Consider the following 22,689-nt stretch of genomic DNA (forward strand, 5'->3'; position numbering starts at 1 on the left):
CGACACCCTCAAGGCCCTGGTTTCGGTGGACACCGGTACCGGCACCGAGGCCGGCCTGACCGAGGTCGGCGCCGAGCTGGTCAAGCGCCTGAAGGCCCTTGGCGCCGATGTCACGACCCACCCGGCCACGCCCTCGGCGGGCAACAACATCGTCGGCACGTTCAAAGGCGACGGCAGCAAGGACTTCCTGCTGATGGTCCACTACGACACCGTGTTCGGCCCCGGTAGCGTGGCCAAACGCCCGTTTCGCATCGAAGGTGAGCGCGCCTACGGCCCCGGGGTAGCCGACGCCAAGGGTGGCGTGGCGATGATCCTGCACGCGGTGAAACTGCTGCAGGACCAGCAGTTCAAGGGCTACCGCACCCTGACCGTGCTGTTCAACCCGGACGAGGAAATGGGTTCGGCCGGCTCCAGGCAGATCATCGCGGAGCTGGCGCGCAAGCATGACTTCGTCTTCTCCTACGAGCCACCGGACAAGGACGCCGTGACCATCGCCACCAACGGCATCAACCGCCTCAAGCTAGAGGTCAAGGGCCGCGCCTCGCACGCAGGGTCAGCGCCCGAGGAAGGCCGCAACGCCCTCATCGAGCTGTCGCATCAACTGCTGCAGCTCAACGACCTGGGTGACAAGGGCAAGGGCACCACGGTCAACTGGACCCTGGCCAAGGCCGGCGAAAAAGCCAACATCATCCCGGCGCTGGCCACTGCCGAAGCCGACATGCGCTATAGCGACCTGAGCGAAACCGAGCGTGTGCAGGCCGATGCCCAGCGGATCATCAAAAAACAGCAAGTGGCCGATACCCAGGTCAGCCTGGTACTGGAAAAAGGCCGACCGCCACTGGCGAAGAACGCCGCCTCCGCGCAGTTGGCCCAGACGGCGCAGCAGCTGTACGCCAGGATCGAGCAGCAGCTGGAGCCGATCGCCATGCGCTTCGGTACCGACGCCGGCTACGCTTATGTGCCGGACAGTGCCAAGCCAGCGGTATTGGAGACGTTGGGCGTGGTCGGCGCCGGCTTGCACGGCGACGACGAGTACATGGAGCTGGCCAGCGTGGCGCCACGCCTGTACCTGACGGTGGCGATGATTCGCGAGCTGGCGAAGTAGCAGCGCACAGCCTGTGGGAACGGGTTTACCCGCGAAGCAAGCGACGCGGTGCCTGGCACCTGCTGCGCCGGTGTTCGCGGCTGCAGCCTCACACAGGGACCGCGCCAGATTGAGGGATCTGGGCAAGGCATTCGCACCCACGGTCACGCAACAAATCGCTCGCCAAGCGCCGCGCCCCGGTGCACCCTGACGCTCTCACGCAAACGGACCGGCACAACACATGGCGAAATGGCTAGACGGCGGCGGGCTCATGGGCGAGCGCATCCGCAATCACGATTGGACCTCCACGCCTCTCGGGCCGCTGGAGCACTGGCCCGATGTGCTCAAGACCACGGTCGCCCTGTGCCTGGCCTCGCACTTTCCCCAGGCCGTGCTCTGGGGCGATCAGCTGATCACCCTGCACAACGATGCCTTCTCGCCGATTCTTGGCGACAAGCCTCTGGCCCTGGGGCGCCCATTCAGCGAAGTGTGGGAAGAAGCCTGGAGCAACATCGCCCTTCTGGCCCAGCGCGCACTGGATGGCGAAGCGGTGTTCATCGAGGACTTCCCACTGCTGATCGAGCGCAGCGGCAGCCCGGAACGCGCCTACTTCACCTTCTGCTACAGCCCCATCCGCGACCATGACGGCAAGGTGGTGGGCATGGTCGACACGGTCACCGAGACCACCGCCAGCGTGGTCGCCAACCTGCGCCTGGGTTTTCTCGACAGCCTTGGCCGCGCGACAGCCAACGCCACCGCTCCCGAAGCCATCATGGCCACCACCACGCGCCTGCTCGGCGAACACCTGCAATTGTCGAGTTGCGCCTACGCCGTGATGGACCCCGACGAGGACGGCTTCACCATCTGCGGCGACTGGGTCGCCCCCGGTTCGCCACGGCTGGTCGGCCAGTACCGCCTGGCCGACTTCGGCAGCCTGGCCGTCAGCCAGTTGCGCACCGGCCAGCCGTTGGTGATCGACGACAATCTCACGCAACTGCCAGCGCACGAATCCGCGACGTTCCAACGCATCGGCATCACCGCTGCCCTGTGCATGCCACTGATCAAGGCCGGGCGCCTGACTGCCCTGATGGCCATCCACGACAAGCAGCCACGGATCTGGACCCACTACGAAAAGACCCTGATCCGCGAAGTCACCGAACGCTGTTGGGCGCATATCCAGCGAGTGCAATCCGACGCTGAGGTGCGCCAGGCCCTCGCGGCACTGGAAGCCTTGAACGCCACCCTCGAACAACGGGTGGAGCAGCGCACCAGCCAGTTGCTGCACACCGAGGCGGTGCTGCGCCAGACCCAGAAGCTCGAAGCCATCGGCCAGCTGACCGGTGGCGTGGCCCATGACTTCAACAACCTGCTGACCATCATCCGCTCCTCGCTCTACTTCCTGCAGCGCCCGGACCTCGACGAAGCCCGGCGCACCCGCTACTTCAAGACCGTGGTCGACACCGTCGAGCGTGGCGCCAAGCTGACCGGTCAACTGCTCGCCTTCGCCCGCCGCCAGGCACTGAGCCCACAGGTGTTCGACGCCACCGCCCGGCTCGCGGCCATGGCCGAAATGCTCGACACCGCCACCGGGGCGCGGCTGCAGGTCAGCCTGGAACTGCCAGCGCAGCCCTGCCATGTGCACGCCGACCTTGGCCAGCTGGAAACCGCGGTGATCAACCTGATGCTCAACGGCCGCGACGCCATGGCCGGCCAGGGCACCCTGTACCTGCGCCTGCAGACGCACCAGGCCATGCCCGGACTGCGGGGCCAGCCAGAACGGGCCGGGCCCTTCGCGGCGATCTCGGTGATCGACACCGGCATGGGCATCGCGCCCCATTTGCTGGAACGCATCTTCGATCCGTTCTTCACCACCAAGGCCGTTGGTCACGGTACTGGGCTGGGGCTATCGCAGGTCTTCGGTTTCGCCCAGCAGTCCGGGGGCGATGTCCAGGTGAGCAGCGTCGAAGGCCAGGGCACTACCTTCACCCTGTACCTGCCACAGGTATCGACAGCGCTGGCGCAGGCACCGGCCACCGATGCGCAGGCGGCAGCGCAGGGCGCATGCCGGCGCATCCTGGTGGTCGAGGACAATCCGGACGTTGGCGGCTTCATCGCACAGATCCTGCGTGACCACGGCTACCAGATCAGCTGGGCGGTGTGCGCCGAGGATGCCCTGGCCCAGATCGCCGTGGCGGCGACCCCGTTCGATGCGGTGTTTTCCGACGTGATGATGCCGGGAATGGGGGGCTTGGCCCTGGCCCGCGAGCTGCGCCAGAGCCAGCCACGGTTGCCGGTGATTCTCACCTCGGGCTACAGCGAAGCCATCGCCGAGCAAGGGCACCAGGGCTTTGCGTTCCTGGCCAAGCCCTACTCGGCCGAGCAGGTATGCCGGATGCTCGGCGAGGTGCTGGGCCCGGCTCGGGGGGTGGAGCCGTAGGGGCTTGCGGCAGGCGAGATCACAGCCGCCCGCCCAGCAGGCGCTCCAGGCTCCGCGCCAGTTCATCCTGGCGAAACGGCTTGCGCAGCACTTCGAAACCATGCAGTTCACGCGGGGCCAGGTTGGCATAGCCCGTGATGATCAGCACCGGCAGGGCCGGTAGCCGATCGCGCACCTGCTGGGCGAAACGCACTCCGGTCATTTCCGCCATCACATGGTCGGTCATCAATACATCCGGACGCAGCCCCTGGTCCAACAGCGCCAGCGCCTGTGTGGGATCGCCTGCCTCGCTCACCACATACCCCAGCTCGCTCAGTTGCAGTTGCGTGGCGTGACGCACCAGCGGCTCGTCATCCACCAACAGCACCCGCATCGCCCTGTCCGCCCGCGGCACGTCGACGGGCGCGCACACCGGGTCGGGGGCTTCGTCCTCGCAGACCGGCAACCACAAGGTCGCTTCGGTGCCCTGGCCGCTGAGTGAACGAATGGCAAAGCCGCCGCCCGACTGCAGCGCCAGGCCCTGCACCATCGGCAAGCCCAGCCCGGTACCACGGCCCACGCCCTTGGTCGAGTAGAACGGTTCGACGCAGTGCGCCAACACCTCGTCGCTCATGCCACAACCGGTATCGACCACCCGTAGCCAGACTTGCTGGACGACGTGCGTCCCCAACGGCCTGGGCGACGACTCGTCCCCCAGGCCCGCGGCGATGGTCAGCCGCCCACCGTCGCTCATGGCATCGCGCGCATTGACCACCAGGTTGAGCAAGGCCAGTTCCAGCTGGTGCGGATCGACCAGCACACCCGGCAAATCCGCGTCGATCTGCACCTGTATCGCAATGGTCGGCCCCAGGGAGCGGGCGATCAGCTCGCGCATCTCCTCGACCAGCAGGTCCAGCCTCACCAGCTGAGGCTTGAGGGTTTGCCGGCGGGCAAAGCTGAGCAGCCGACCGACCAGGTTGCGCGCCCGCTCCGCGGCCTGCAGGCCGCCGTCGATCAGGCGCTCGGCACGCTCGGGCTGGGGGTGGCGGCGCAACAGCTCCAGGGACGCGATGATCGGGGTCAGCATGTTGTTGAGGTCATGGGCGATGCCCCCGGTGAGCTGGCCGATCATCTCCATCTTGCGCGCTTCGTGCAGCTGCAGCAGCGAGGCCTCGCGCTGGGCGAGCATGCCGACCACACGCTCCTCCAACTGCTCGTTGAGCGCATGCAGGGCACGCTCCGCACGCGCATGGGTCACCGCCGCCCAGACCTGCTTGGCCGCCTCGTCGACCAGGTGGCACTCGCTCTCGTTGAACAGGTGCGGAGCGTGATAATGCACGGCGAGCATCGCCTCCAGCCGCCCTGCCCGGCGCACCGGCACATGCAGGGTGGCGCACAGCCCCACCAGGCGCGCCGGCACGTGCTCGCGCGCCACATAGTTGTGCTGCACCACCTGCCCCGCCTGCAACGCATGGTGAAGCCCGGAGCCGAATGCCGCGTAGCGGTTGAGCCCGGTCATCGTCGGCACGCCGCAGGTCCACTCCTGGCTGACACGATAACGCCGGCCATCACCCTGGTCCTCGCCGAAGCAGACCCGCGCCGCGCCCAGCTCCTCGCCCAGCCGGCGGATCGCATGCGCTTCTATGCGCTCGGCCTCGCCCACGCCGGGCAGCGCCTGGCGCAACTCCAGCAGGAAGTCCTGGCGGCGCTGGAAGCGCACCCGCTCGGTGGTGTCGCTGACGATGCACAGCACCCCGCCGATCGAACCATCGGCCTCACGCACGGCGGAGTAGGACACATCGAAATAGGAGGTCTCGCCCAGGCCATGGCGCTCGATGTAGAACGGCCGGTCCTTCGCCGAAAAGGTCTCGCCGGTCTCGCGTACCCCGCGCAACAGCGGCTCCAGGTCATCCCACAGCTCGCTCCAGCTTTCCTGGCAGGGTCGCCCCAGCGCCTTGGGATGCTTGTTGCCGATGGTCGGGCGGTAGGCGTCGTTGTACAGCGCGATGTATTGCGCGCCCCAGAACAGCACGATCTGCGCCTGGGCCGCGAGCAAGGTGGTCATCACCGCCTTCAGCCCCGGCGACCAATCGTCGGGCTGGCCCAGGGGCGAATCGCGCCAGTCCATGCCCTGCAGCAGGCGGCTGATATCGCCGCCGCCCTGCAGGAAGCCCAGCGGTGGTTTCAGCTTGACGGTGCTGCTCTCCTGGCGCGCTTTCATGTCTCGGTAATCCCGGGCACGTTGTCTTTCCCATGTGGGTAAGAAGCCCCGCGCGGGCAAAACGTTCCATCGGATTACCGTCGACGATCAGCGGCGTCCTTCGGCGAGCATGCGTACCGCCAGCGCGGCCAGCACCGTGCCCATCAACCAGCGCTGCAACTGCTGCCACAGCGGGCGCCCGGCGAGGAAAACGGCGATGGAGCCGGCCATCACCGCGATCAGCGCGTTGACCGTGACGCTGATGGCAATCTGCGTGCTGCCCAGCACCAGCGACTGGGCCAGCACGCTGCCGTGGCCGGGCTCGATGAACTGCGGCATCAGCGACAGGTACATCACCGCGATCTTGGGGTTCAGCAGGTTGGTGAGAAAGCCCATCATGAACAGCCGGCGCGGGCTGTCGGCAGGCAGGTCGCGGACCTGGAACGGCGAACGTCCACCCGGTTTGAGCGCCTGCCAGGCCAGGTACAGCAGGTACAGCGCGCCGCCGATGCGCAAGGCGTCATAGGCGTACGGCACCGCCATCACCAGGGCGGTGATGCCCAGCGCGGCGCACAGCATATAGAAGACGAAACCCAGGGCCACGCCGCCCAGGGAGATCAACCCGGCCGCCCGGCCCTGGCAGATCGAGCGGGAGATCAGATAGACCATGTTCGGGCCGGGCGTCAGGACCATGCCCAGGCTGATCAGGGCGAAAGCCAGGAGGTTGGAAGTCTCGGGCATCATGCACATCCTTGTGGTGGTAGGTTGGCGAAGTGTATCCGCACATGTGCCCGACTTGAAACGCTTCCCCCGGACCGTTAACCTTCACGCGCTGCTGTAAGTCCAGCAGCCGGGTTTGGTAGCCCGCGATCAATCAAGGCGCACAAGCGCCCGCTTCGCGATTCGGTTGGCGCTTTTTATGTGCCCGCTGTTTCGTTCAATGGCGGCTGTGCGTAGGGCGCCTTCGTGCGCGCCGGTTTCCTTGATTCCCGGTCTACCAACCTGCGTACAGCCGTCACCATTCGTTTGGTAGCGATTTGTGGCGGCTCCATTGAATCAAGGAGCGACACAATGACAAAAGCCTTACCCGATCCCCCGACCCGCGCCACCACGGCCCCATCCAGCTTCGGCAACTGCGAGTGCAGTCATCCCTCGTTGTTCGCGGTTCGCGAAGGCGTCGACCTCGAAGATGCCTTGGTGCATCTGTCCACGCTGCTCAAGGGCGCGTTCGCCACCAACCTCAAGGCCATGGAACTGGCAAACGGCACGTGCCGGGACCTGCTGCTGGGCAACGACCATGGGCTCGATGCCGCCAAGGCAGTGGTCGAGGCCTTGCTCGACGGCGTGGAAATGCAGCAGGCGGCGAAGCCGCGGATGCGTTCGGCCTGAACGTGCTCGCTCCCACAGGACGAGGCATGACTTGCGGCAAGCGCGGCCACTGTGGGAGCGGGTTTACCCGCGAAGAGACCAGCACAGGCTAAAGCTTGCGCGCCTCCAGAATCAGGTTGAACGGTGTCTGCGTCGCCCGCCGGAACCGCCCGAACCCAGCCTCTTCGAACACCGCCCGCAAGCGCGCCTCGCCCGCCTGGGCGCCCAACCCCAGGCCTACTTCCTGCGACAGTGAGTTGGGTGTGCAGATGAAGGTCGAGGCCGCATAGAACAGCCGCCCGACCGGATTGATATTGGCATCGAGGGTATCTTCGGCGAACGGCTCCACCAGCATCACCGTGCCATCGTCCTTGAGCGCCTGGTACGCATGGCGCGCCGCCCCCACCGGGTCACCCATGTCGTGCAGGCAGTCGAAGAAGCACACCAGGTCAAGGTCACGGCCGGGGTAGTCCTTGGCCGTGGCCTGCACGAAGCTGACCCGATCAGCCACACCGGCCTCGCGAGCACGCTCGGTGGCGGTGAGGATGGACGGTGCGTGGTAGTCGTAGCCAACGAAGCGCGAGGCGGGAAACGCCTGGGCCATGACAATCGTCGAGGCGCCGTGGCCGCACCCGACATCGGCCACCTGGGCGCCGGCCTGCAGCTTGGCCACCACCCCCTCCAGCGCCGGTAGCCAGTCAGCCACCAGGAAGGTGCGATAGCCCGGCCTGAAGAAGCGCTCGGTGCCACTGAACATGCACGGATGATGCTCGCCCCATGCCAGGCCGCCATCGCCGCGCATGGCCGCCAGCAGCTTGTCCTTGTCATGGAACAGCGCCGCCACCACCGCCGCGCCTCCGGCCATGTAGGCCGGCGACTCTTCCAGCGCCAATGTCATGGCCTGTTCCTGGGGCAAGGTGAACTGCCCCTCGTGATGCGCCAGGTAGCCCGCCGCCGCCTGGCCATTGAGCCATTCGCGTACCAGCCGGGGCTGGCAACCAGTGCGCTCGGCCAGCATCTCGGGGGTGACCGGCTGGCTGTCGGCCATGGCCCGGTAGAACCCGAGTTCATCCCCGAGGATGACATTGGCCAGCGTCGCCGCCGCCCCCATGTCACCGACCAGCTTGCCCATGAAAGCCTGAAGCCGTGCCTCGTCCATGACCTGCCCTCCTCTGCCAGAAGGCCACCGTCGACGACGTCTGGCCCGGAAGGCGGTGGTCGGGTGGATGATCGAGTCGTTGCGTGGAACCGGCCCAGGCTTTAAGTCTAGACCCGCCTGCGCTATCTTCGCCGCGCTGCCGACAGCCCCGCCAATACCGGACGGCCGCACGCGCGCAGCGAAGGAAATTGCCAGCATGCTCTCCAGCCGTACCCTCGTCCTGATTCTGGGCGCCGCCTTCATCATCCTCGACCAGTGGGTGAAACTGATCGCCCTCGTCGCCCTGAACAGCCACAGCTATGTCTTCGGCAACCAGAGCGTCTGGCTCGATCTGGCCCTGAGCCTGAACCCCGGCGCGTTTCTCAGCCTTGGCGCCGGGCTGGCACCGGGCCTCAAGCAGCTGATCTTCGTGGTCGCGGTGGGCGTGGTGTGCTGCTGGGCGGTGGTTTGGGCACTGCGACACTGGCAGCGTACGCCGGTCAGAGCCGGCGCGGCTTACTTCATTGCCATGGGTGGCCTGTCCAACCTGATCGATCGCGTGTTGCGCGATGGCCACGTGGTCGACTACCTCGTTCTCAACCTCGGGCCGCTGCATACCGGGGTGTTCAACCTCGCCGATATCGCGATCATGGCCGGGGCCCTGATACTGGCGCTGGGCGTCCTGAAGAAACCGAATGACGCCTGAACGCCTCCTCGGCAAGCAAAATCGGGCGCCAGGCCGCGCCCTCTGCCGATCAGCCTAGGAAATTTCCCTCCCTCGACACAGCCCAATCCGAAAGCAGCCCAGGTTAGCCTCAGGCCACCTCAGTTTTCCGGCATTCGAGGGCTGCACATGGACGAATGGAACCTGGCCGAGCTCGCAGGACTCAAGCAGGCCACACGCGGGCAGATCGCCCTGGACATCAAGCAGAAGAACGACACCCTGGCCCATCGGCTGGCCATCGCCGAGATCGATGAATGCGCCATCGCCGCACACGAGGCCTGGCACCCGAATCACTATGACTTCGGCTGGGAGCGCGTACTGAAGTGGAAGACGCGCCCCGCCAATGCCCGCGCACTCGACATCGCCCTGTGGCAGGGTGACCAGCTGGCCGGGATGTGCTGGGCTTCGCCCCAGGCCAGCAAAGAGAAGATCATGGTGCTCTACCTGCAACGCAACCCCGACGACAAGCTGCAGACCAAGGGCTATGTCGCGCCACTGTGCCTGAGTGGCGTGCGCTATTACGCCTGGATGCTGGGGTTGCAGTGGGTGGTGATCCGCAATCCCCTGCCCCAGGCTCGGGCCGCTTACGAACGGGACGGCTTCCGGCAGGTCAAGGGCATCGGCCTTGCTTACGATCTGGCCCGTGGCTATGCTTCGCTCACTCAGGAGGGTTCTCGAAATGATGAATGATTCCAGCACTTTCGATGCAAACGTGGCCTATTTCAAAGCCGTTGCCGAGCAGAAGCTGGCCCGTTTTCGCGCCTCGGCGCAGTACGACAGCTTCCTGAGCGACGACGCCATCGATGCCTTCGCCAAGGTCGAGGGCTCTGCCTACGCAGGTCGCCCGCGCACGTCGCGCAAACCGCCTGCCGCCTGATCGCGCAAGCCCCTGGCCCTCGTCACTGCCCCTGCAACGCTCGCCGGGCCTCCAGCCGCTCCAGCAACGCCTTGGCCAGCGCCTTGTCGGAGAACGGGTTCTGCCCGGTGATCAGCTCGCGATCGACCACCACATGGGGCTGCCAGGCCTCGGCATAGCTCATATCCCCACCCGCACCCGCCATGGCCTTGGCCGGGTAGAACTGCAGCCGTTGATCCTTGAGCGAGCCTTCGAACACCTGCTCCTCCGGGTCGGAGAATATGGTCATGCGGTAACCCTGGTAGCTCCAGTCGCTCGCCGCCGGGGTTTCGCCGCGGGCCAGCGCGGCCCGATAGGCCACAGGATCACGCTGCGCGGACAGCAGCGTGATCGGCCCATGGCAGATAGCCGCAGTGGGCTTGCCAGCCTGATGGAAGTGCCGCAACAAGGTGCCGACATCCGGGTTGTTGGCCAGATCGATCAGGGGCGCATGCCCACCGGGGATGAAGATGCCGGCAAATCGACCCAGGTCGCCCGCCAGCACCTCCTTCACCGACAGCGTGTCGCCAATGCCCGGCAGCCCTTCGACGAGCTCGCGGATACGCTGCATTTCAGTGGCATCGCCGCCGAAATACATCGGGTCGACCGAGCGCTCGTCGACACTCGGCGCGTTGCCCTTGGGCGTCACCAGCACCAGTTGGTAGCCAGCCTTGAGCAACTGGTCGGCAGGCACGCCGAACTCATTGAGGTAGTAACCCGTGGGATACGGCCTGCCATCCTTGAGCTGCAACTGGTTCTCGCTGGACAGCAGCACCAGCACTTCACCCTTGGCGGCAGCCGCGGCATGGCCGGTCAGCAGCGCGCCGGCCAGCGCCAGCGCGACGGGAGCGATCTTGTTCATGGCAATCTCCTGGTCAATTGAAGGGGGCGATGTCCAGCGGGTGGGCGAGCCGCACCTGAGTCGGCGCGGCCAGCCATTCGCCCGTGGCGGCGCGATACGCCTGGTAGTGGGGGCTATTGCGGTGGGCCTCGACGGCGGCCTCGTCGACGTAGAGCTCGAACAGCTCGAAGGCCAGGATCGTCCCCTCGCGACTGAACAGGTCATAGCGCAGGTTGCCGGGCTCGGCGCGGGTGCGTGCGACCATCTGGTGCAGCGCCCGCTCGACGGCTTCACGGTGCTCGGGGCGCGGTTGGATGGTGGCGAAAATGGCAATGGTCATGGGCGTCTCCGTAACAGGTTGGCCCATGCTAGCCATCACGCTAAGATTCGATAATTCGAAAGCACTTATTTCTACGATCCAATTTATGAATATCGGTAACAAGGACCTCAACCTGCTGCACCTGTTCCAGGTGCTCTACGAAGAGCGCAATGCCTCACGCGCCGCCGAGCGCCTGACCCTCAGCCAGCCCGCGCTGAGCCACAAGCTCAACAAGCTGCGTCACCAGTTCGGCGACCCGCTGTTCGTGCGTGCCCCTCGCGGCCTCACGCCAACGCCCAGGGCCCACGAACTGGCGCCCCAGGTGCAGAGGCTGGTCGAACAGTTGCAGGACTTCTACAGCCGCTGCGATGGCGAGGACTTTCTCGCCCGCCCGGCGCAGTTGCACCTGTACAGCACCGACTACCTGGAGCAGACCCTGTTGCCCAGGCTGCTGCCGATCCTGCGCAGTCAGGCACCGAACCTGACACTGGTCACCCACAACACCCGCGGCGAACTGCCTCGCGAGGCTCTGGAGAAAGGCACCTGCGACCTGGCCATCGCCGGCTTCTACAGCGGCCTGCCCGACACCTTCCATCAGCAGCGCCTGCTCGGCGAGGACTTCGTGGTGCTGGCCGCCGCCGACCATCCCCATCTGCGCGATGGCCTGACGCTCGAAGCCTTCCTGGCCTGCGAACACCTGCTGACCACGCTCACCGGCGACCTCGACGGTCGCGTTGACCGCGCCTTGCGCGCCCTCGGCCGGCAACGCCGGGTAATCGCCGGTCTCTCCAGCTTCATCGCCCCCACGCGCCTGATACACGGCACCGACTTGCTGCTGACCTGCCTGCGCTCGCTGGCCGAGGACGCCGTCGAACGCGACCCGGCCCTGCGCCTCCATGCCTTGCCCCTGGAGCTGCCGCGTGTCGAGGTGATGCAGATCTGGCACGAACGCACCCACGCCGACCCGCTGCGCCGCTGGTTTCGCCAGCAGGTCCGGGAAGTGGCGGCGCAGGTCACTGCACCAGCTGGTTGATCTCGATGATCGGCATCAGCACCGCCATGACGATCAGCAGCACCACGCCGCCCATGACCACGATCATCAGCGGCTCGAGCAGCGCGGTCATGCCCATGGCCCGGCGCTCGATGTCCTTGGCCAGGCTGTCGGCGGCGCGGTCGAGCATCGGCGGCAGGTTGCCGGTCTTCTCGCCGCTGGCGATCAGGTGGATGAGCAGCGGCGGAAAGACCTTCTCCACCGCCAGCGCCGACGCCAGTCCGGCGCCCTCGCGCACCCGCGCGGTGGCCTCGCTGACGCATTGGTCGAGGCGGTCGTTGCCCAGGGTCTGGCGCGCCGCTTCCAGCGCGCGCAACAGCGGCACCCCGGCGCTGCCCAGGATAGCCAGGGTCGAGGCAAAGCGCGCGGTGTTCAGGCCAAGCACGAAGCGCCCGAACAAAGGCAAGCGCAGTACCTGTGCATGCCAGGCCAGGCGCGCCGTCGGCGCGCGCAGGTAGATCCGCCAGCTCCAGAACATTCCAGCCAGCGCCGCGAAGCACAGCACGCCCCACTCGCGCACGAAGTCGCTGGCCGCGAGCATGGCCAAGGTCAGCCCCGGCAGGTCCTGGCGTGCCTGGGTGAAGGCGCTGACCACCTGTGGCACCACGTAGCTGAGCAGGAAGATGACGATGCCCACCGACACCAGGCCGACCACCCCTGGGTAGATGAATGCCGTGAGGATCTTGCCACGCAGGGTATTGCGGTCCTCGATGTAGTCGGCCAGGCGCTCCATCACCTGGGCCAGGTCACCGGACTCCTCGCCCGCCGCCACCAGCGCCCGATAGATGTCGGGAAAGTCACGCGGGCGCTCGGCCAGCGCATCGGCCAGGCGCATGCCGCTGCGCACATCGCCGCGCACCGCGCCCAGCACCTGGGCGACATGCTTGCGCTCGGCCTGCTCCAGGGTCGCGCCCAGCGCCGCCTCCAGCGGCAGACCGGCGGCCAGCAGGCTGGCCAGCTGGCGCGTGGCCCAGGCCAGGTCGCCATCGGACAGTTTCGGGCTGAACAGGCCGGCGCCCTGCCCGGCCACCTGGGCCTCGACCTCCAGCGCGGTCAGGCCCAGGGCACGCAACTGGGCCATCACCGCGCCTGGGCTGTCGGCTTCGAGCAGGCCATTGACGATGCGCCCCTGGGCGTCGGCGGCTTCATAGCGATAGCGGTTCATCAGGCGTCCCGTGTCACGCGCAGGATTTCCTCGAGGCAGGTACTGCCGTTGTCGACCCAGCGCTGGCCGTCCTCGCGCATGCTGCGCATGCCATTGCGCCGGGCGGCGGCGCGCAAGGCTTGCTCGTCGGCGCCCTGATGCACCAGGCCGCGCACCTCGTCATCCACGCAGAACAGCTCGTGGATGCCGGTGCGGCCGCTGTAGCCGCAGTGGTTGCAGTGCGCGCAACCCACCGCCCGGTACTGCCCTGGCGCGGCCGGGTCGGGTTCGCGGCAGTGCATGCACAAGCGCCGCACCAGGCGCTGGGCCAGCACCCCGAGCAGCGCCGAGGCCAGCAGGAACGGCTCGACGCCCATGTCGACCAGGCGGTTGACCGCCGACACCGCGTCGTTTGTGTGCAGGGTGGCCAGCACCAGGTGCCCGGTCAGCGAAGCCTGCACGGCAATCTGCGCGGTCTCCAGGTCGCGGATCTCGCCGATCATGATCACGTCCGGGTCCTGGCGCAGGATCGCGCGCAGCGCGACGGCGAAGCTCATGTCGATGCGCGCGTTGACCTGGATCTGGCTGATCCCCGGCAGGTCGTACTCCACCGGGTCCTCGACGGTGAGAATATTGCTCACGCTGGCGTCCAGCCGCGCCAGGGCAGCATACAGGCTGGTGGTCTTGCCCGAGCCGGTAGGCCCGGTGACCAGCACGATGCCGTGGGGTTGGCGAATCAACTGGTCGAGCCGCGCCAGCAGCGTCGCATCCATGCCCAGGGCCTCCAGGCGCAGGCGCCCGGCCTGCTTGTCGAGCAAGCGCATCACCACCCGCTCGCCATGGCCGGTGGGCACCGTCGAGACGCGAATGTCGATGGGCCGTCCGGCCACGCGCAGGGCGATACGGCCATCCTGGGGCAGGCGCTTCTCGGCGATATCCAGCTGCGCCATGATCTTGATCCGCGACACCAGCGCGCCATGCAGCGCCTTGCGTGGCGAGACCACGTCGCGCAGGGTGCCGTCCACCCGATAGCGCACCAGGCAATGGCTCTCGAACGGCTCGATGTGGATATCGCTGGCCTGGTCACGCGCGGCCTGGGTGAGCAAGGCGTTGATCATGCGGATCACCGGGGCGTCGTCCTGGGCTTCGAGCAGGTCGGTGACTTCCGGAATGTCCTGCAGCAGGCGATCGAGATCGACCTCGTTCTCGGCCGCGCCCACCACCGCCGCGGCACTGCCGGTATCGGCGTAGGCACTGACCAGCAAGGCGTCCATTCGCGCCTCGTCGAGTGCCTCGATGCGCACCTGGCCATGTCGCCGGCGCACTTCGGCCAGCGCCCAGGCCGGGCTCGACGGGCAACGCGAAAGGACCGTGCCGTCCTCGCCTGCCTCCTGCAGTACCAGGCGCTGGGCCTTGGCCCAGGCATAGGGCAGGCGACTCACCGGGCGGCCTCGTCGATCGGCACCGCGCGCATCGACGCCCGAGGCGTGCCCAGCAGCGCAGGCTGGACGCGGCCCTGACCGGGCACGCCCTGCTCGACCGGCGGCAGCAACGGCATGTCCATGTCCGGCAAGGCCCAGGAGTGCTCGGGCTTGAGGCTGCCCTGGGCACGGCGAATGAAGTCGTAGCGGTTGAGGGTGATGCTGCGCCCGACGGCCGCATCGCGCACGATGTACGGTCGCAGGAACACCATCAGGTTGGTCTTGGTGCTGGAGCGCCGCTCGCTGCGAAACAGCGCGCCGACCCCTGGCAGACCGGACAGCCATGGGATGCCTTCGTTGCTCTGGGTGTAGCCGTCCTGCAGCAGGCCGCCCAGCACCATGATCTGGCCGTCGTCGAGCAGGATGCTGGTGTCGATCGCGCGCTTGTTGGTCACCGTGCCGGCGGCGCTGGAAGCGCGCTGGTCGACGCTGCTGACCTCCTGGTAGACATCGAGCTTGACCGTGCCGCCCTCGGAAATCTGTGGGCGCACGTTCAGGCGCAGGCCCACCTCTTCGCGCTGGATGGTCTGGAACGGGTTGTTGCTGTTGCCACCGCCATCGGTGACGTACTGGCCGCTGACGAAGGGGATGGTCTGGCCGACGAAGATGCTCGCCGCCTCGTTGTCCAGTGTCAGCAGGTTGGGCGTCGACAGCACATTGCTGCCGCCCTTGCTCTTGAGCGCGCGGGCCAGCACCTTGAGATCGAGCACCTCGCCGATGCCCGGAATCTTCACCGTGCCATCGACCACCCCCACCGACAGCCCAGGCGGTAGCACGTCGATGCTGCTCGGCCCCTTGACCAGCCCGCTGCCTCCCAGGTTGGCGCCACCGAACACGCCGTTCTTGCCCAGGTTGCCGGCCTGCCACTGGATACCGAATTCGTTGGCGTCATCCTCCCCCACTTCGACGATCAGGCTCTCGACCACCACCTGGGCACGGCGCTGGTCGAGCAGGTCGATGACCTCGCGCAGGCTGCGATACAACGGCTCGGGCGCGGAGATCAGCAAGGTATTGGTGGTCTTGTCGGCCTGGATGGTCGCGCCGCCTGCGGAGAATGCCGTGCCCTGGTCGTTCTGCGACGGGTTGCTGGCGTAGCCATTGGGCGTACCGCCAGCTCCCAGGCCGTTGCTTCGGTTCGCATTGGCAGTGCTGTTGTTGCCCTGGGTGTTCGTTTGGCCGGCGGTGTTAGCGCCGGTGCCACTGCCGCTGGCGAGCATGCCACCACCGCTGAGTTTCGAGCGGGTGTCGTCGCTGCCGGCGCTGTCGCTCTCGCCGGTCAACAGCCCGCGCAGGCTCTGTGCCAGCTTGTCGGCCTGGGCGTTGCGCAGGTACACCACATGCAGGTTGCCGCCACTGTTCTGGGCGTTGTCGAGCTTGTAGATGAGGTCGCGGGCGAGCTGGGTGCGCTCGGGGCTGCCGGAGCGAATCACCACGCTGTTCGAACGCGGATCGCCAAGCACGCTGATTTTCTGCGTCGGGTCGCTACCCTGGCTGTCGAGCAGCTCGTTGACCATGCTGGCGATATCGCTGGCGATGCCGTTCTGGACCGCCACCACATCGGTGTCGATGGCGCTGGGGATATCGACCCGGTCAAGAATCTGCGCTACCCGCTCGAGGTTCTCGGCGTAGTCGGTGACGACGATCGTGTTGTTGCCCGGATAGGCATTGATCGGGTTGTCCGGCGAGACGATCGGGCGCAGCACCGGGATCAGGTTGACCGCGTTCTCGTACTGCAGGCGGAAGGTGCGGGTGACCATGCCGTTGCCGGCGTCACGGTCGCCGCTCACCAGCGCGCCGCCAAGCAGCTTGGCATCGGCCTGGGGCACCACCTGGGCCACTCCGCCGACATCGACCACGCTGAAGCCTTGCATGCGCAGCGCCGACAGCAGCATGGCGTAGGCCTTGCTCGCGGGGATTTCACCTTCGGAGACCAGGGTCAGCTGGCCCTTGACCCTGGGATCGACCAGGAACTGCCGCCCGGTGGCGCGGGACAGGCCACGCACCACCGCCTGGATGTCGGCATCGACGAAGTTCAGTTGCACCGGCTGTTCGCCCAGCGGATTGCTCGGCGCCGGGACCTGCACGCCGCGGCTGTGACGCTGCCCGACCCGCGGCGGTAGCTGGCGGGGTGCCGGGCGCGCATCAGCGCCCGCCTGGGCAGGATGCGTCGGCGCGGCCAGCATGGCCGGGGCCGGCGCCAATGGGCGGCCCAGCTCGCTGCTGGCCAGGGGGCTGGTCGAGGCTGGCGGATGGGCACAGGCGCCAAGCGCCAGGGCCAGCGCCAAAGGCGCGAACGGCAGCAGCCGTGAAGGAAGGCAGGTCATGAAGGGTCCTTAGCGCCAGGCGCCTGATCCATGCGAAGGGTTCCGGAAAACGTCACGGGGTGGTCGGCGTCGGCGTCCGGGTCCCGGCGCAGGTCGAACTGGCCGATGCTCAACCCCAGGCGGGACGGCACGTGCTGCAGCCACGCCATGGCGGCTTCAGCCGGGGCCTGGCGCCAGTCCAACCGCCACCCCTGGCCATCGCCGGCAAGCCGGGACTGAGCCTGCAGGCCGGCGTCGTCCAGGCTGCGCCGCAACGCCTCGTCGAGATCGCCGGGCCGCGTCGCCAGGCGCGCAGCCAGCAGCGTATCGAGAGCCTGCGCCTGGCTGCGCAACCTGGGGGTTTCGGCTTGCCAGTGCTCGATCCTGGCCAGGGCCGGCGCAATCAGGACCTGCCAGCCGAACAGCACCACGAGCAGGGCCGCAGCCACGCCTATCGCTCGTCGCTCACGCGCAGCCAGGGCTTGCCAACGTTGCCGGGCCGCGCCCAGGCGAGCCCTAATCGACATGAGCCAGTTCCTCGTTCGTCGCGCTGGACGCACGCAAGCTCCAGCCCTGCCCACTGGCCTTGACGTCGATGCCGCGTGCGGCAAGATCGGCCTGCCAGGCGCTGTCGGTGGAGGCCTTGCTACGTTCGCTCATTGGCGTCAGGCTCAGCACGCCATCCTCATAGGCGATCGCCGCGACATTGCCGGCCAGAAAGGGCATCGCCCGGCCGGCCCCCTCGAGCAACGCGTCCACCCCAGTCACCGCGGCGCCTGATGCGCCCTGCAACTGCTGGCGGGCCTGCTGCAATGGGTTGAGCACCACCGGCAGCTGCGGGAAGGCTTGGCGTACCTGGGCCACCATGCGCATGCGCAGCCCTTCGCCTTCACTGGCCAGGTGCGCGGCATAGAGATTCAAGCCCAGGCACCAGACCAACGCCGCCGCGCCCCAGATCGCCACCGTGCGCGTCACGTCAAGGCGCTTCGCCGGCCCTTGCAGGCCACCGCCGAGGTCTGGCGGCGACAGGGTATCGAGCGGTTGCGCGAACAACCCGCCCAGACGGATCCTGTCGGCCAGCAGCCAGGCTCGCAGCCGTGTCAGTTCATCCTGGCCGAGCCAGGCCACCGCGACCCGACCATCGCTCTGCCGGGTACCGTGGGCGACATGCACCTGCCCCGGATCCCCCAGCAGCAGCCCCTGCACCGCGCAGCGCACGGCGGCCTCCAGGCGTTTGCCGGTCAACGGCGGCAACGCGATGGCCACGACCAGGCTGTCGTCTTCGTGCAGGTGCAGGCGCCAGGTCGCCCCCCCGGCCTCGGCGGCCAGCTGCGCGCGCGTGGCCTGGCCATGGCGTGCGCCGTGACGGTAGTCGAGGACCGAGGCCGCCTGCAACGCGGCCAGCGGTGGCAGTTGGATCTCCAGCGTCGTGCTCATGCGCCCCCCCTTGTCCAGATGACATCCGCCAACTGCCCCTCGCGCAGGCGCAGCAGCGCCTGCATGGACAATAGGCGCGCGCCCTGGCGGGCCTGGCCGTGCAGGCGGAACCAGTCGCTGTTGATCCCGACCCGCACATCGCTCATGGCCAGTTGCGGCATGCGCAGGCGATTGACGAAATCACCCCGGTTGATGAACCAGCGCCCACCATCGCGCTCGCCCACCAATGCCACGGCCTGCGGCAATGACAAACCCGGTACCTGAGCGGCGAGGACCTCGGCACTGGCGGTGTTGCCATTGATCCAGGTGAGCGCTGGCAACACGGTGACGAAGCGCCGCAGGCGCCGTAGGGTCTTGGCGTCCATGCCCTCGAGCGCGGCAAAGGCGTCCAGGTCGCGCAGCATTGGGCGCTTGGCCGGTCGCGGCGCGGCAGCGCTGGCCGGCGAGGTCAGCCGCCCGCTGTCGAAACCCCGGGCGGCGCCAGCCTCGGTTACGGGTGGGCGTTGCGGATAGCTGTCGACCACCCGCCCGACAATGGCCGTGGCCAGGCGCTCTTCGATGTCGATCAGCCGGCACAGACGCTGAAACGTCGCCAGCGCCTCGGCATCGACCTGGCCATCGACCACCAGATTGCGCAGGTTGAACTTGCCCTGTTCATCCTCCAACTGACCGTCGAACCGCACGCCACCCAAGGGCACGTCCAGGATTGGCCGGGTCCAGGGCTGTCCATTGCGCACCAGTGGGTCTCGCCGGCGCTGGTCGAGCAGCAGCTGACGGCTGAGCTGCACGCCGCCCTCCAACGCCCATTGCCCTTGCAGCGCCAACTGACGGTTCTCCACCTCACGGGTAAGCACCCCCTGACGCTCGATCATGCCAGCGGCGATCACCGCCACCACCGCCGCGATTAGCAAGGCGCTGATCACCGCCATGCCCTCCTGGCGCGCCATGGCCGGTCACAACTGCCACGAGCCGATATCGCTGTTTACCCCTTCGCCACCGGCCTGGCCGTCGGCTCCCAGGGAGAACACGTCGATCTCGCCGTTGGCGCCCGGGTTCAGATACTGGTACGGGCGGCCCCAGGGGTCGTTGGGCAGGCGATCGAGATAGGCACGCCATTGACCTTCCTTGGCCTGGGCCGGTTTTTCCACCAGGACCTTGAGGCCCTGGTTCTGGCTCGGGTAGCCACCATTGTCCAGCCGGTAGAGCTTGAGCGCCTGCATCAACCCGGCAATGTCCTGGCGCGCCGCGGTGGCGCGGGCCTGGTCGGGACGATCGAGCACCTTGGGCACGACCATCGCCGCGAGGATCCCGAGGATCACCACCACCACCATGATCTCGATCAGGGTGAAGCCTTGCTGGTGGCAACGGCGACCTGTGGCGCTGCGACGGGCGATCTGCATCTCGGCATTCCTTGCTTGAGTTCGAATCGGGGGCCGATTGTTGCAAGCCGGTATGTCACGGATATTGAAAAAGCTCGGGAGTGGCCGTCGTCAAACCGTCATCGCACCGCTCTACAGTGCCGCTTTGCCCTGGGCGGAGGGAGCGCCGTGCGCGCCACCGAAGATGGCTTCACCCTGATCGAAGTGCTGGTCGCGCTGACCATCGTCGCCGTGGCCATGGCCGCCGCCGCGCGGGCCAGCGGCTTGATGACCCAGGGCAACGGGCTGTTGCGCGACAAAGGGCTGGCCTTGCTGGCGGCCCAGGGACGGCTCTGCGAGCTACGACTCGAGGGCGGCGCCAGGCCGGGCGTGCGGCAGTTCGAGTGCGACCAGGGGCACTTGCGCCTGCGCTGCGAGCAGCGGGTGACCCGCTCGCCGGGAGGGATGCTGGAGGTGTCGCTGCTGGTGTTCGATCGCCAGCACGCAGGGCCGGCGTTGGCGCGGTTGCAGACGCTGCTCGGCGCGCATCCGCCATGACCCCGCTCTGCACGTCTCTGTGGGAGCGGGCTTGCCCTGCGATGGACTCGCCAGACGCTTGCGCCGAACGCCCTGAATTCAAGATGCCAGCGAGGCCCGCTCGCCCTCCTCGCTCCGCGCGGCATAGCGCTGCGCCAGCACCGCGCACACCATCAGCTGGATCTGGTGGAACAGCATCAATGGCAGGATCATCGCGCCGATGCCGCCACCGACGAACAATACCTGTGCCATTGGCACACCGGTGGCCAGGCTTTTCTTGGAGCCGGCGAACAGGATCGTGATGCGGTCCTCGACACTGAAACCGAGCACCCGACCCAGCAGGCGGGTGCCCAGCAACACCACCGCCAGCAGGATCGCGCACACCGCGAACAGCCCGGCCAGGTGCTGCGGCGAGACCGTGTGCCACAAGCCGGTGACCACCGCCTCGCTGAACGCGGTGTACACCACCAGCAGGATCGAGCCCTGGTCCACCACCTTCAGCCAGCGCGCATTGCGCTTGACCCAGGCGCCGATCCAGCGCCGGGCAATCTGCCCGGCAACGAACGGCACCAGCAGCTGCAAGGTAATCTTGAGCACCGCATCCAGGCCGGACCCGGTGTCTGCGGACGCCCCGAGCAACATCACCACCAGCAATGGCGTGAGGAAGATCCCCAGCAGGCTCGAGGCCGCCGCGCTGCAGATGGCCGCCGGGACGTTGCCACGGGCCAGCGAGGTGAAAGCGATGGCCGATTGCACCGTGGCCGGCAAGGCGCACAGGTAAAGCACGCCCAGGTACAATTCGTTGCCGACCAGGGGCACGAACAGCGGCTTGAACGCTAGCCCCAGCAACGGGAACAGCACGAAGGTGCAGGAAAACACCAACAGATGCAGGCGCCAGTGGCCGGCGCCGGCGATGATCGCCTCGCGCGACAGCTTGGCGCCATGCAGGAAGAACAGCAGGCCGATGGCCAGGTTGGTCAACCAACCGAACAGCACCGCCCCCTCGCCGGAGCAGGGCAGCACGGTGGCGATGAACACCACCCCGAGCAAGGCCAGGGTGAAATTGTCGAACAGCATGCGCAGGTACTTCATGACAGGTCTCGTCTTGTCTTTGTGCAAGCCAGGACGATAAGGTCTCGGCCTGCGAACCGCTAACGCCGGAACCCCTGCCAGTGTCGCGCAACGGACACCAGGGTCATCGCCCGACGCCCCCTGCCTCGCCCTCCCCATTGATTCACGACAAGGAACGCCCATCATGAAACGCCCCCACCTGCTGCTGGCCACCGTGCTGACAATGGCCGCACCGCCGCTGCTGGCCGATACGCTGCAAAGCACCGTCGATGGCGTGATCCAGCCGTTGATGCGCGAACAGGGCATCGCCGGCATGGCCGTGGCGGTGTATGCCAACGGCCAGTCGCACTACTTCAGCTATGGCTTGGCCGACAAGGCCAGCAAGCAGGCCGTGAGCCGCGACACGCTGTTCGAGGTCGGCTCGGTGAGCAAGACCTACACCGCCACCCTCGCCGCCTTGGCCAGCGCCGAAGGCAAGCTCGACCTCATGGCCCCCGCCAGCCGCTACCAGCCCGCCCTGGCCAAGGCGCCGATCGGCAGCGCCAGCGTGCTGGAACTGGGGGCCTACAGCGGCGACTGCCTGCCGCTGCAGTTCCCCGACGAGGTGCAGACACCCGAGCAGACCCTGGCCTGGTTCCAGCACTGGCAGCGCCGCGCCGAACACGGTACCCAGCGCTGCTACTCGAACCCGAGCCTGGGGCTGTTCGGTGACCTGGCCGCCCGTGCGCAGCAGCGTCCGTTCAGCGAGCTGATGACCCAGAACCTGTTGCCTCGCCTGGGCCTGAAGCACACCTACCTGGAAGTACCGGCCAACGCCCGTGGCCTCTATGCCCAAGGCTACGACGCCCAGGACCGACCGATACGCGTCAGCCCCGGTCCTTACGCCGACCAGGCCTACGGCATCAAGACCAGCGCCAGCGACCTGCTGCGCTACGTGCAACTGCAACTGCAGCCCGCCGAACTCGACCCGGCCTTGCGCCAGGCCATCGCCATCACTCACACAGGCTTCTTCCAGGTTGGCGCCATGATTCAGGGCCTGGGCTGGGAGCGCTACCCCTACCCGGTCGCGCTCGACACCCTGCTGGTCAACAACGGCGCGAAGATGATCCGCGAAGCCCAGGCCACCCAGGCACTGACCCCAGCCCTGCCGGCCGAGTCCGCCGCCTGGTACAACAAGACCGGCGCCACCAGTGGTTTCGGCGCCTACGTCGCGTTCGTGCCGTCCAAAGGCATGGGCATCGTGCTTTTGGCCAACCGCAACTATCCCAACGAAGAACGCGTGCGCGCCGCGCAACGCATTCTCTCGAGCCTGGAGTGACGGC

22 protein-coding genes are annotated in these 22,689 nt (G+C 67.2%); 9 read left to right on the top strand and 13 right to left on the bottom strand.

Features of this window, described 5'->3' with window-relative positions; translation table 11 throughout:
- Together N5D48_RS10255 and N5D48_RS10260 are read left to right on the top strand one after the other, a co-directional pair.
- Positions 1 to 1,105 (top strand): M20/M25/M40 family metallo-hydrolase (locus N5D48_RS10255; RefSeq protein WP_279883752.1); only part of this gene is annotated, 1,105 nt, incomplete at its 5' end.
- Positions 1,106 to 1,325: 220 nt separating this feature from the next.
- A complete protein-coding gene (locus tag N5D48_RS10260; RefSeq protein ID WP_279883754.1) occupies positions 1,326 to 3,521 on the top strand; it encodes an ATP-binding protein in 2,196 nt (731 codons plus the stop codon).
- A 19-nt stretch (positions 3,522 to 3,540) separates the two neighbouring features.
- On the opposite strand, the gene N5D48_RS10265 is transcribed toward N5D48_RS10260, so the two are convergent.
- Complete coding sequence (locus N5D48_RS10265; RefSeq protein ID WP_279883756.1) at positions 3,541 to 5,721, bottom strand: response regulator; 2,181 nt, start codon at positions 5,719 to 5,721, stop codon at positions 3,541 to 3,543.
- Between the two features lie 87 nt (positions 5,722 to 5,808).
- Positions 5,809 to 6,441, bottom strand: coding sequence for a LysE family translocator (locus tag N5D48_RS10270; RefSeq protein ID WP_279883758.1), 633 nt, complete (start codon positions 6,439 to 6,441; stop codon positions 5,809 to 5,811).
- A gap of 414 nt (positions 6,442 to 6,855) precedes the next feature.
- Here N5D48_RS10270 and N5D48_RS10275 point away from each other — a divergent pair, with 414 nt between their 5' ends.
- A complete protein-coding gene (locus N5D48_RS10275) occupies positions 6,856 to 7,089 on the top strand; it encodes a hypothetical protein (RefSeq protein ID WP_347881615.1) in 234 nt (77 codons plus the stop codon).
- 88 nt (positions 7,090 to 7,177) lie between these two features.
- On the opposite strand, the gene N5D48_RS10280 is transcribed toward N5D48_RS10275, so the two are convergent.
- Positions 7,178 to 8,227 (bottom strand): class I SAM-dependent methyltransferase, encoded by a 1,050-nt coding sequence (locus tag N5D48_RS10280; protein ID WP_279883762.1) that lies wholly within the window; start codon positions 8,225 to 8,227, stop codon positions 7,178 to 7,180.
- Between the two features lie 196 nt (positions 8,228 to 8,423).
- Here N5D48_RS10280 and N5D48_RS10285 point away from each other — a divergent pair, with 196 nt between their 5' ends.
- From N5D48_RS10285 to N5D48_RS10295, 3 genes are all read left to right on the top strand, one after another.
- A complete protein-coding gene (locus N5D48_RS10285; RefSeq protein ID WP_279883764.1) occupies positions 8,424 to 8,912 on the top strand; it encodes a signal peptidase II in 489 nt (162 codons plus the stop codon).
- Positions 8,913 to 9,059: 147 nt separating this feature from the next.
- Positions 9,060 to 9,620: a hypothetical protein gene (locus N5D48_RS10290; RefSeq protein WP_279883766.1), complete on the top strand. Its 561-nt coding sequence runs from the start codon at positions 9,060 to 9,062 to the stop codon at positions 9,618 to 9,620.
- On the top strand, positions 9,610 to 9,807 hold the full coding sequence (locus N5D48_RS10295) for a hypothetical protein (RefSeq protein WP_279883768.1): 198 nt from the start codon (positions 9,610 to 9,612) through the stop codon (positions 9,805 to 9,807). The genes N5D48_RS10290 and N5D48_RS10295 overlap by 11 nt, the downstream gene beginning before the upstream one ends.
- A 22-nt stretch (positions 9,808 to 9,829) precedes the next feature.
- Here the strand turns inward: N5D48_RS10295 and N5D48_RS10300 are convergent, their stop codons facing one another.
- Positions 9,830 to 10,687 carry a type 1 glutamine amidotransferase domain-containing protein gene (locus N5D48_RS10300; protein ID WP_279883770.1) on the bottom strand — a complete coding sequence of 286 codons (858 nt, stop codon included), beginning with the start codon at positions 10,685 to 10,687 and terminating at the stop codon, positions 9,830 to 9,832.
- A gap of 13 nt (positions 10,688 to 10,700) precedes the next feature.
- A complete protein-coding gene (locus tag N5D48_RS10305) occupies positions 10,701 to 11,006 on the bottom strand; it encodes a putative quinol monooxygenase (protein WP_279883772.1) in 306 nt (101 codons plus the stop codon).
- 85 nt (positions 11,007 to 11,091) lie between these two features.
- On the opposite strand from N5D48_RS10305, the gene N5D48_RS10310 reads away from it, so the two are divergent.
- Positions 11,092 to 12,018 (top strand): LysR family transcriptional regulator, encoded by a 927-nt coding sequence (locus N5D48_RS10310; RefSeq protein ID WP_279883774.1) that lies wholly within the window; start codon positions 11,092 to 11,094, stop codon positions 12,016 to 12,018.
- Here the strand turns inward: N5D48_RS10310 and gspF are convergent.
- The 7 genes from gspF to gspG are packed head-to-tail and all read right to left on the bottom strand — an operon-like array spanning position 11,999 to position 19,801.
- The gene (gene gspF / locus N5D48_RS10315) at positions 11,999 to 13,201 is read right to left on the bottom strand and encodes a type II secretion system inner membrane protein GspF (protein WP_279883776.1); all 1,203 of its coding nucleotides are present in this window, start codon (positions 13,199 to 13,201) and stop codon (positions 11,999 to 12,001) included. The genes N5D48_RS10310 and gspF overlap by 20 nt on opposite strands.
- On the bottom strand, positions 13,201 to 14,622 hold the full coding sequence (gene gspE / locus N5D48_RS10320; RefSeq protein ID WP_279883777.1) for a type II secretion system ATPase GspE: 1,422 nt from the start codon (positions 14,620 to 14,622) through the stop codon (positions 13,201 to 13,203). Before gspE ends, gspF begins: the two co-directional genes overlap by 1 nt.
- Positions 14,619 to 16,985 (bottom strand): type II secretion system secretin GspD, encoded by a 2,367-nt coding sequence (gene gspD / locus N5D48_RS10325; protein ID WP_279883779.1) that lies wholly within the window; start codon positions 16,983 to 16,985, stop codon positions 14,619 to 14,621. The genes gspE and gspD overlap by 4 nt, the downstream gene beginning before the upstream one ends.
- Positions 16,982 to 17,491 (bottom strand): type II secretion system protein GspM, encoded by a 510-nt coding sequence (gspM, locus tag N5D48_RS10330; RefSeq protein ID WP_279883781.1) that lies wholly within the window; start codon positions 17,489 to 17,491, stop codon positions 16,982 to 16,984. The genes gspD and gspM overlap by 4 nt, the downstream gene beginning before the upstream one ends.
- Positions 17,481 to 18,401, bottom strand: a complete 921-nt coding sequence (locus N5D48_RS10335) for a GspL/Epsl periplasmic domain-containing protein (protein WP_279883783.1) — start codon at positions 18,399 to 18,401, stop codon at positions 17,481 to 17,483. Before N5D48_RS10335 ends, gspM begins: the two co-directional genes overlap by 11 nt.
- Positions 18,398 to 19,348: a type II secretion system minor pseudopilin GspK gene (gspK, locus tag N5D48_RS10340; protein WP_279883785.1), complete on the bottom strand. Its 951-nt coding sequence runs from the start codon at positions 19,346 to 19,348 to the stop codon at positions 18,398 to 18,400. Before gspK ends, N5D48_RS10335 begins: the two co-directional genes overlap by 4 nt.
- Positions 19,349 to 19,354: 6 nt before the next feature.
- Positions 19,355 to 19,801, bottom strand: a complete 447-nt coding sequence (gene gspG / locus N5D48_RS10345) for a type II secretion system major pseudopilin GspG (protein WP_279883787.1) — start codon at positions 19,799 to 19,801, stop codon at positions 19,355 to 19,357.
- A 147-nt stretch (positions 19,802 to 19,948) separates the two neighbouring features.
- Here gspG and gspI point away from each other — a divergent pair, with 147 nt between their 5' ends.
- Entirely contained in the window at positions 19,949 to 20,317 is a 369-nt protein-coding gene (gspI, locus tag N5D48_RS10350; RefSeq protein WP_279883789.1) for a type II secretion system minor pseudopilin GspI, read from the top strand.
- A 78-nt stretch (positions 20,318 to 20,395) separates the two neighbouring features.
- On the opposite strand, the gene N5D48_RS10355 is transcribed toward gspI, so the two are convergent.
- Positions 20,396 to 21,388: a bile acid:sodium symporter gene (locus tag N5D48_RS10355; RefSeq protein WP_279883791.1), complete on the bottom strand. Its 993-nt coding sequence runs from the start codon at positions 21,386 to 21,388 to the stop codon at positions 20,396 to 20,398.
- A gap of 163 nt (positions 21,389 to 21,551) precedes the next feature.
- On the opposite strand from N5D48_RS10355, the gene ampC reads away from it, so the two are divergent.
- Positions 21,552 to 22,685 (top strand): class C beta-lactamase, encoded by a 1,134-nt coding sequence (gene ampC / locus N5D48_RS10360; protein WP_279883793.1) that lies wholly within the window; start codon positions 21,552 to 21,554, stop codon positions 22,683 to 22,685.
- Positions 22,686 to 22,689: the final 4 nt, after the last annotated feature.

This window comes from Pseudomonas sp. GD03858 (genome assembly GCF_029840925.1).
Classification (GTDB): Bacteria; Pseudomonadota; Gammaproteobacteria; order Pseudomonadales; family Pseudomonadaceae; genus Aquipseudomonas.

Bases quoted from the DNA above. Each gene is read 5' to 3' on its own strand.
- N5D48_RS10280 (WP_279883762.1), bottom strand. From the start codon at position 8,227: ATGGACGAGGCACGGCTTCAGGCTTTCATGGGCAAGCTGGTCGGTGAC.
- gspG (WP_279883787.1), bottom strand. From the start codon at position 19,801: ATGCAGATCGCCCGTCGCAGCGCCACAGGTCGCCGTTGCCACCAGCAA.
- N5D48_RS10305 (WP_279883772.1), bottom strand. From the start codon at position 11,006: ATGACCATTGCCATTTTCGCCACCATCCAACCGCGCCCCGAGCACCGT.
- N5D48_RS10260 (WP_279883754.1), top strand. From the start codon at position 1,326: ATGGCGAAATGGCTAGACGGCGGCGGGCTCATGGGCGAGCGCATCCGC.
- gspD (WP_279883779.1), bottom strand. From the start codon at position 16,985: ATGACCTGCCTTCCTTCACGGCTGCTGCCGTTCGCGCCTTTGGCGCTG.
- gspK (WP_279883785.1), bottom strand. From the start codon at position 19,348: ATGGCGCGCCAGGAGGGCATGGCGGTGATCAGCGCCTTGCTAATCGCG.
- N5D48_RS10265 (WP_279883756.1), bottom strand. From the start codon at position 5,721: ATGAAAGCGCGCCAGGAGAGCAGCACCGTCAAGCTGAAACCACCGCTG.
- gspM (WP_279883781.1), bottom strand. From the start codon at position 17,491: ATGTCGATTAGGGCTCGCCTGGGCGCGGCCCGGCAACGTTGGCAAGCC.
- N5D48_RS10335 (WP_279883783.1), bottom strand. From the start codon at position 18,401: ATGAGCACGACGCTGGAGATCCAACTGCCACCGCTGGCCGCGTTGCAG.
- ampC (WP_279883793.1), top strand. From the start codon at position 21,552: ATGAAACGCCCCCACCTGCTGCTGGCCACCGTGCTGACAATGGCCGCA.
- N5D48_RS10300 (WP_279883770.1), bottom strand. From the start codon at position 10,687: ATGAACAAGATCGCTCCCGTCGCGCTGGCGCTGGCCGGCGCGCTGCTG.
- N5D48_RS10355 (WP_279883791.1), bottom strand. From the start codon at position 21,388: ATGAAGTACCTGCGCATGCTGTTCGACAATTTCACCCTGGCCTTGCTC.
- N5D48_RS10290 (WP_279883766.1), top strand. From the start codon at position 9,060: ATGGACGAATGGAACCTGGCCGAGCTCGCAGGACTCAAGCAGGCCACA.
- gspF (WP_279883776.1), bottom strand. From the start codon at position 13,201: ATGAACCGCTATCGCTATGAAGCCGCCGACGCCCAGGGGCGCATCGTC.
- N5D48_RS10310 (WP_279883774.1), top strand. From the start codon at position 11,092: ATGAATATCGGTAACAAGGACCTCAACCTGCTGCACCTGTTCCAGGTG.
- N5D48_RS10285 (WP_279883764.1), top strand. From the start codon at position 8,424: ATGCTCTCCAGCCGTACCCTCGTCCTGATTCTGGGCGCCGCCTTCATC.
- N5D48_RS10295 (WP_279883768.1), top strand. From the start codon at position 9,610: ATGATGAATGATTCCAGCACTTTCGATGCAAACGTGGCCTATTTCAAA.
- N5D48_RS10270 (WP_279883758.1), bottom strand. From the start codon at position 6,441: ATGCCCGAGACTTCCAACCTCCTGGCTTTCGCCCTGATCAGCCTGGGC.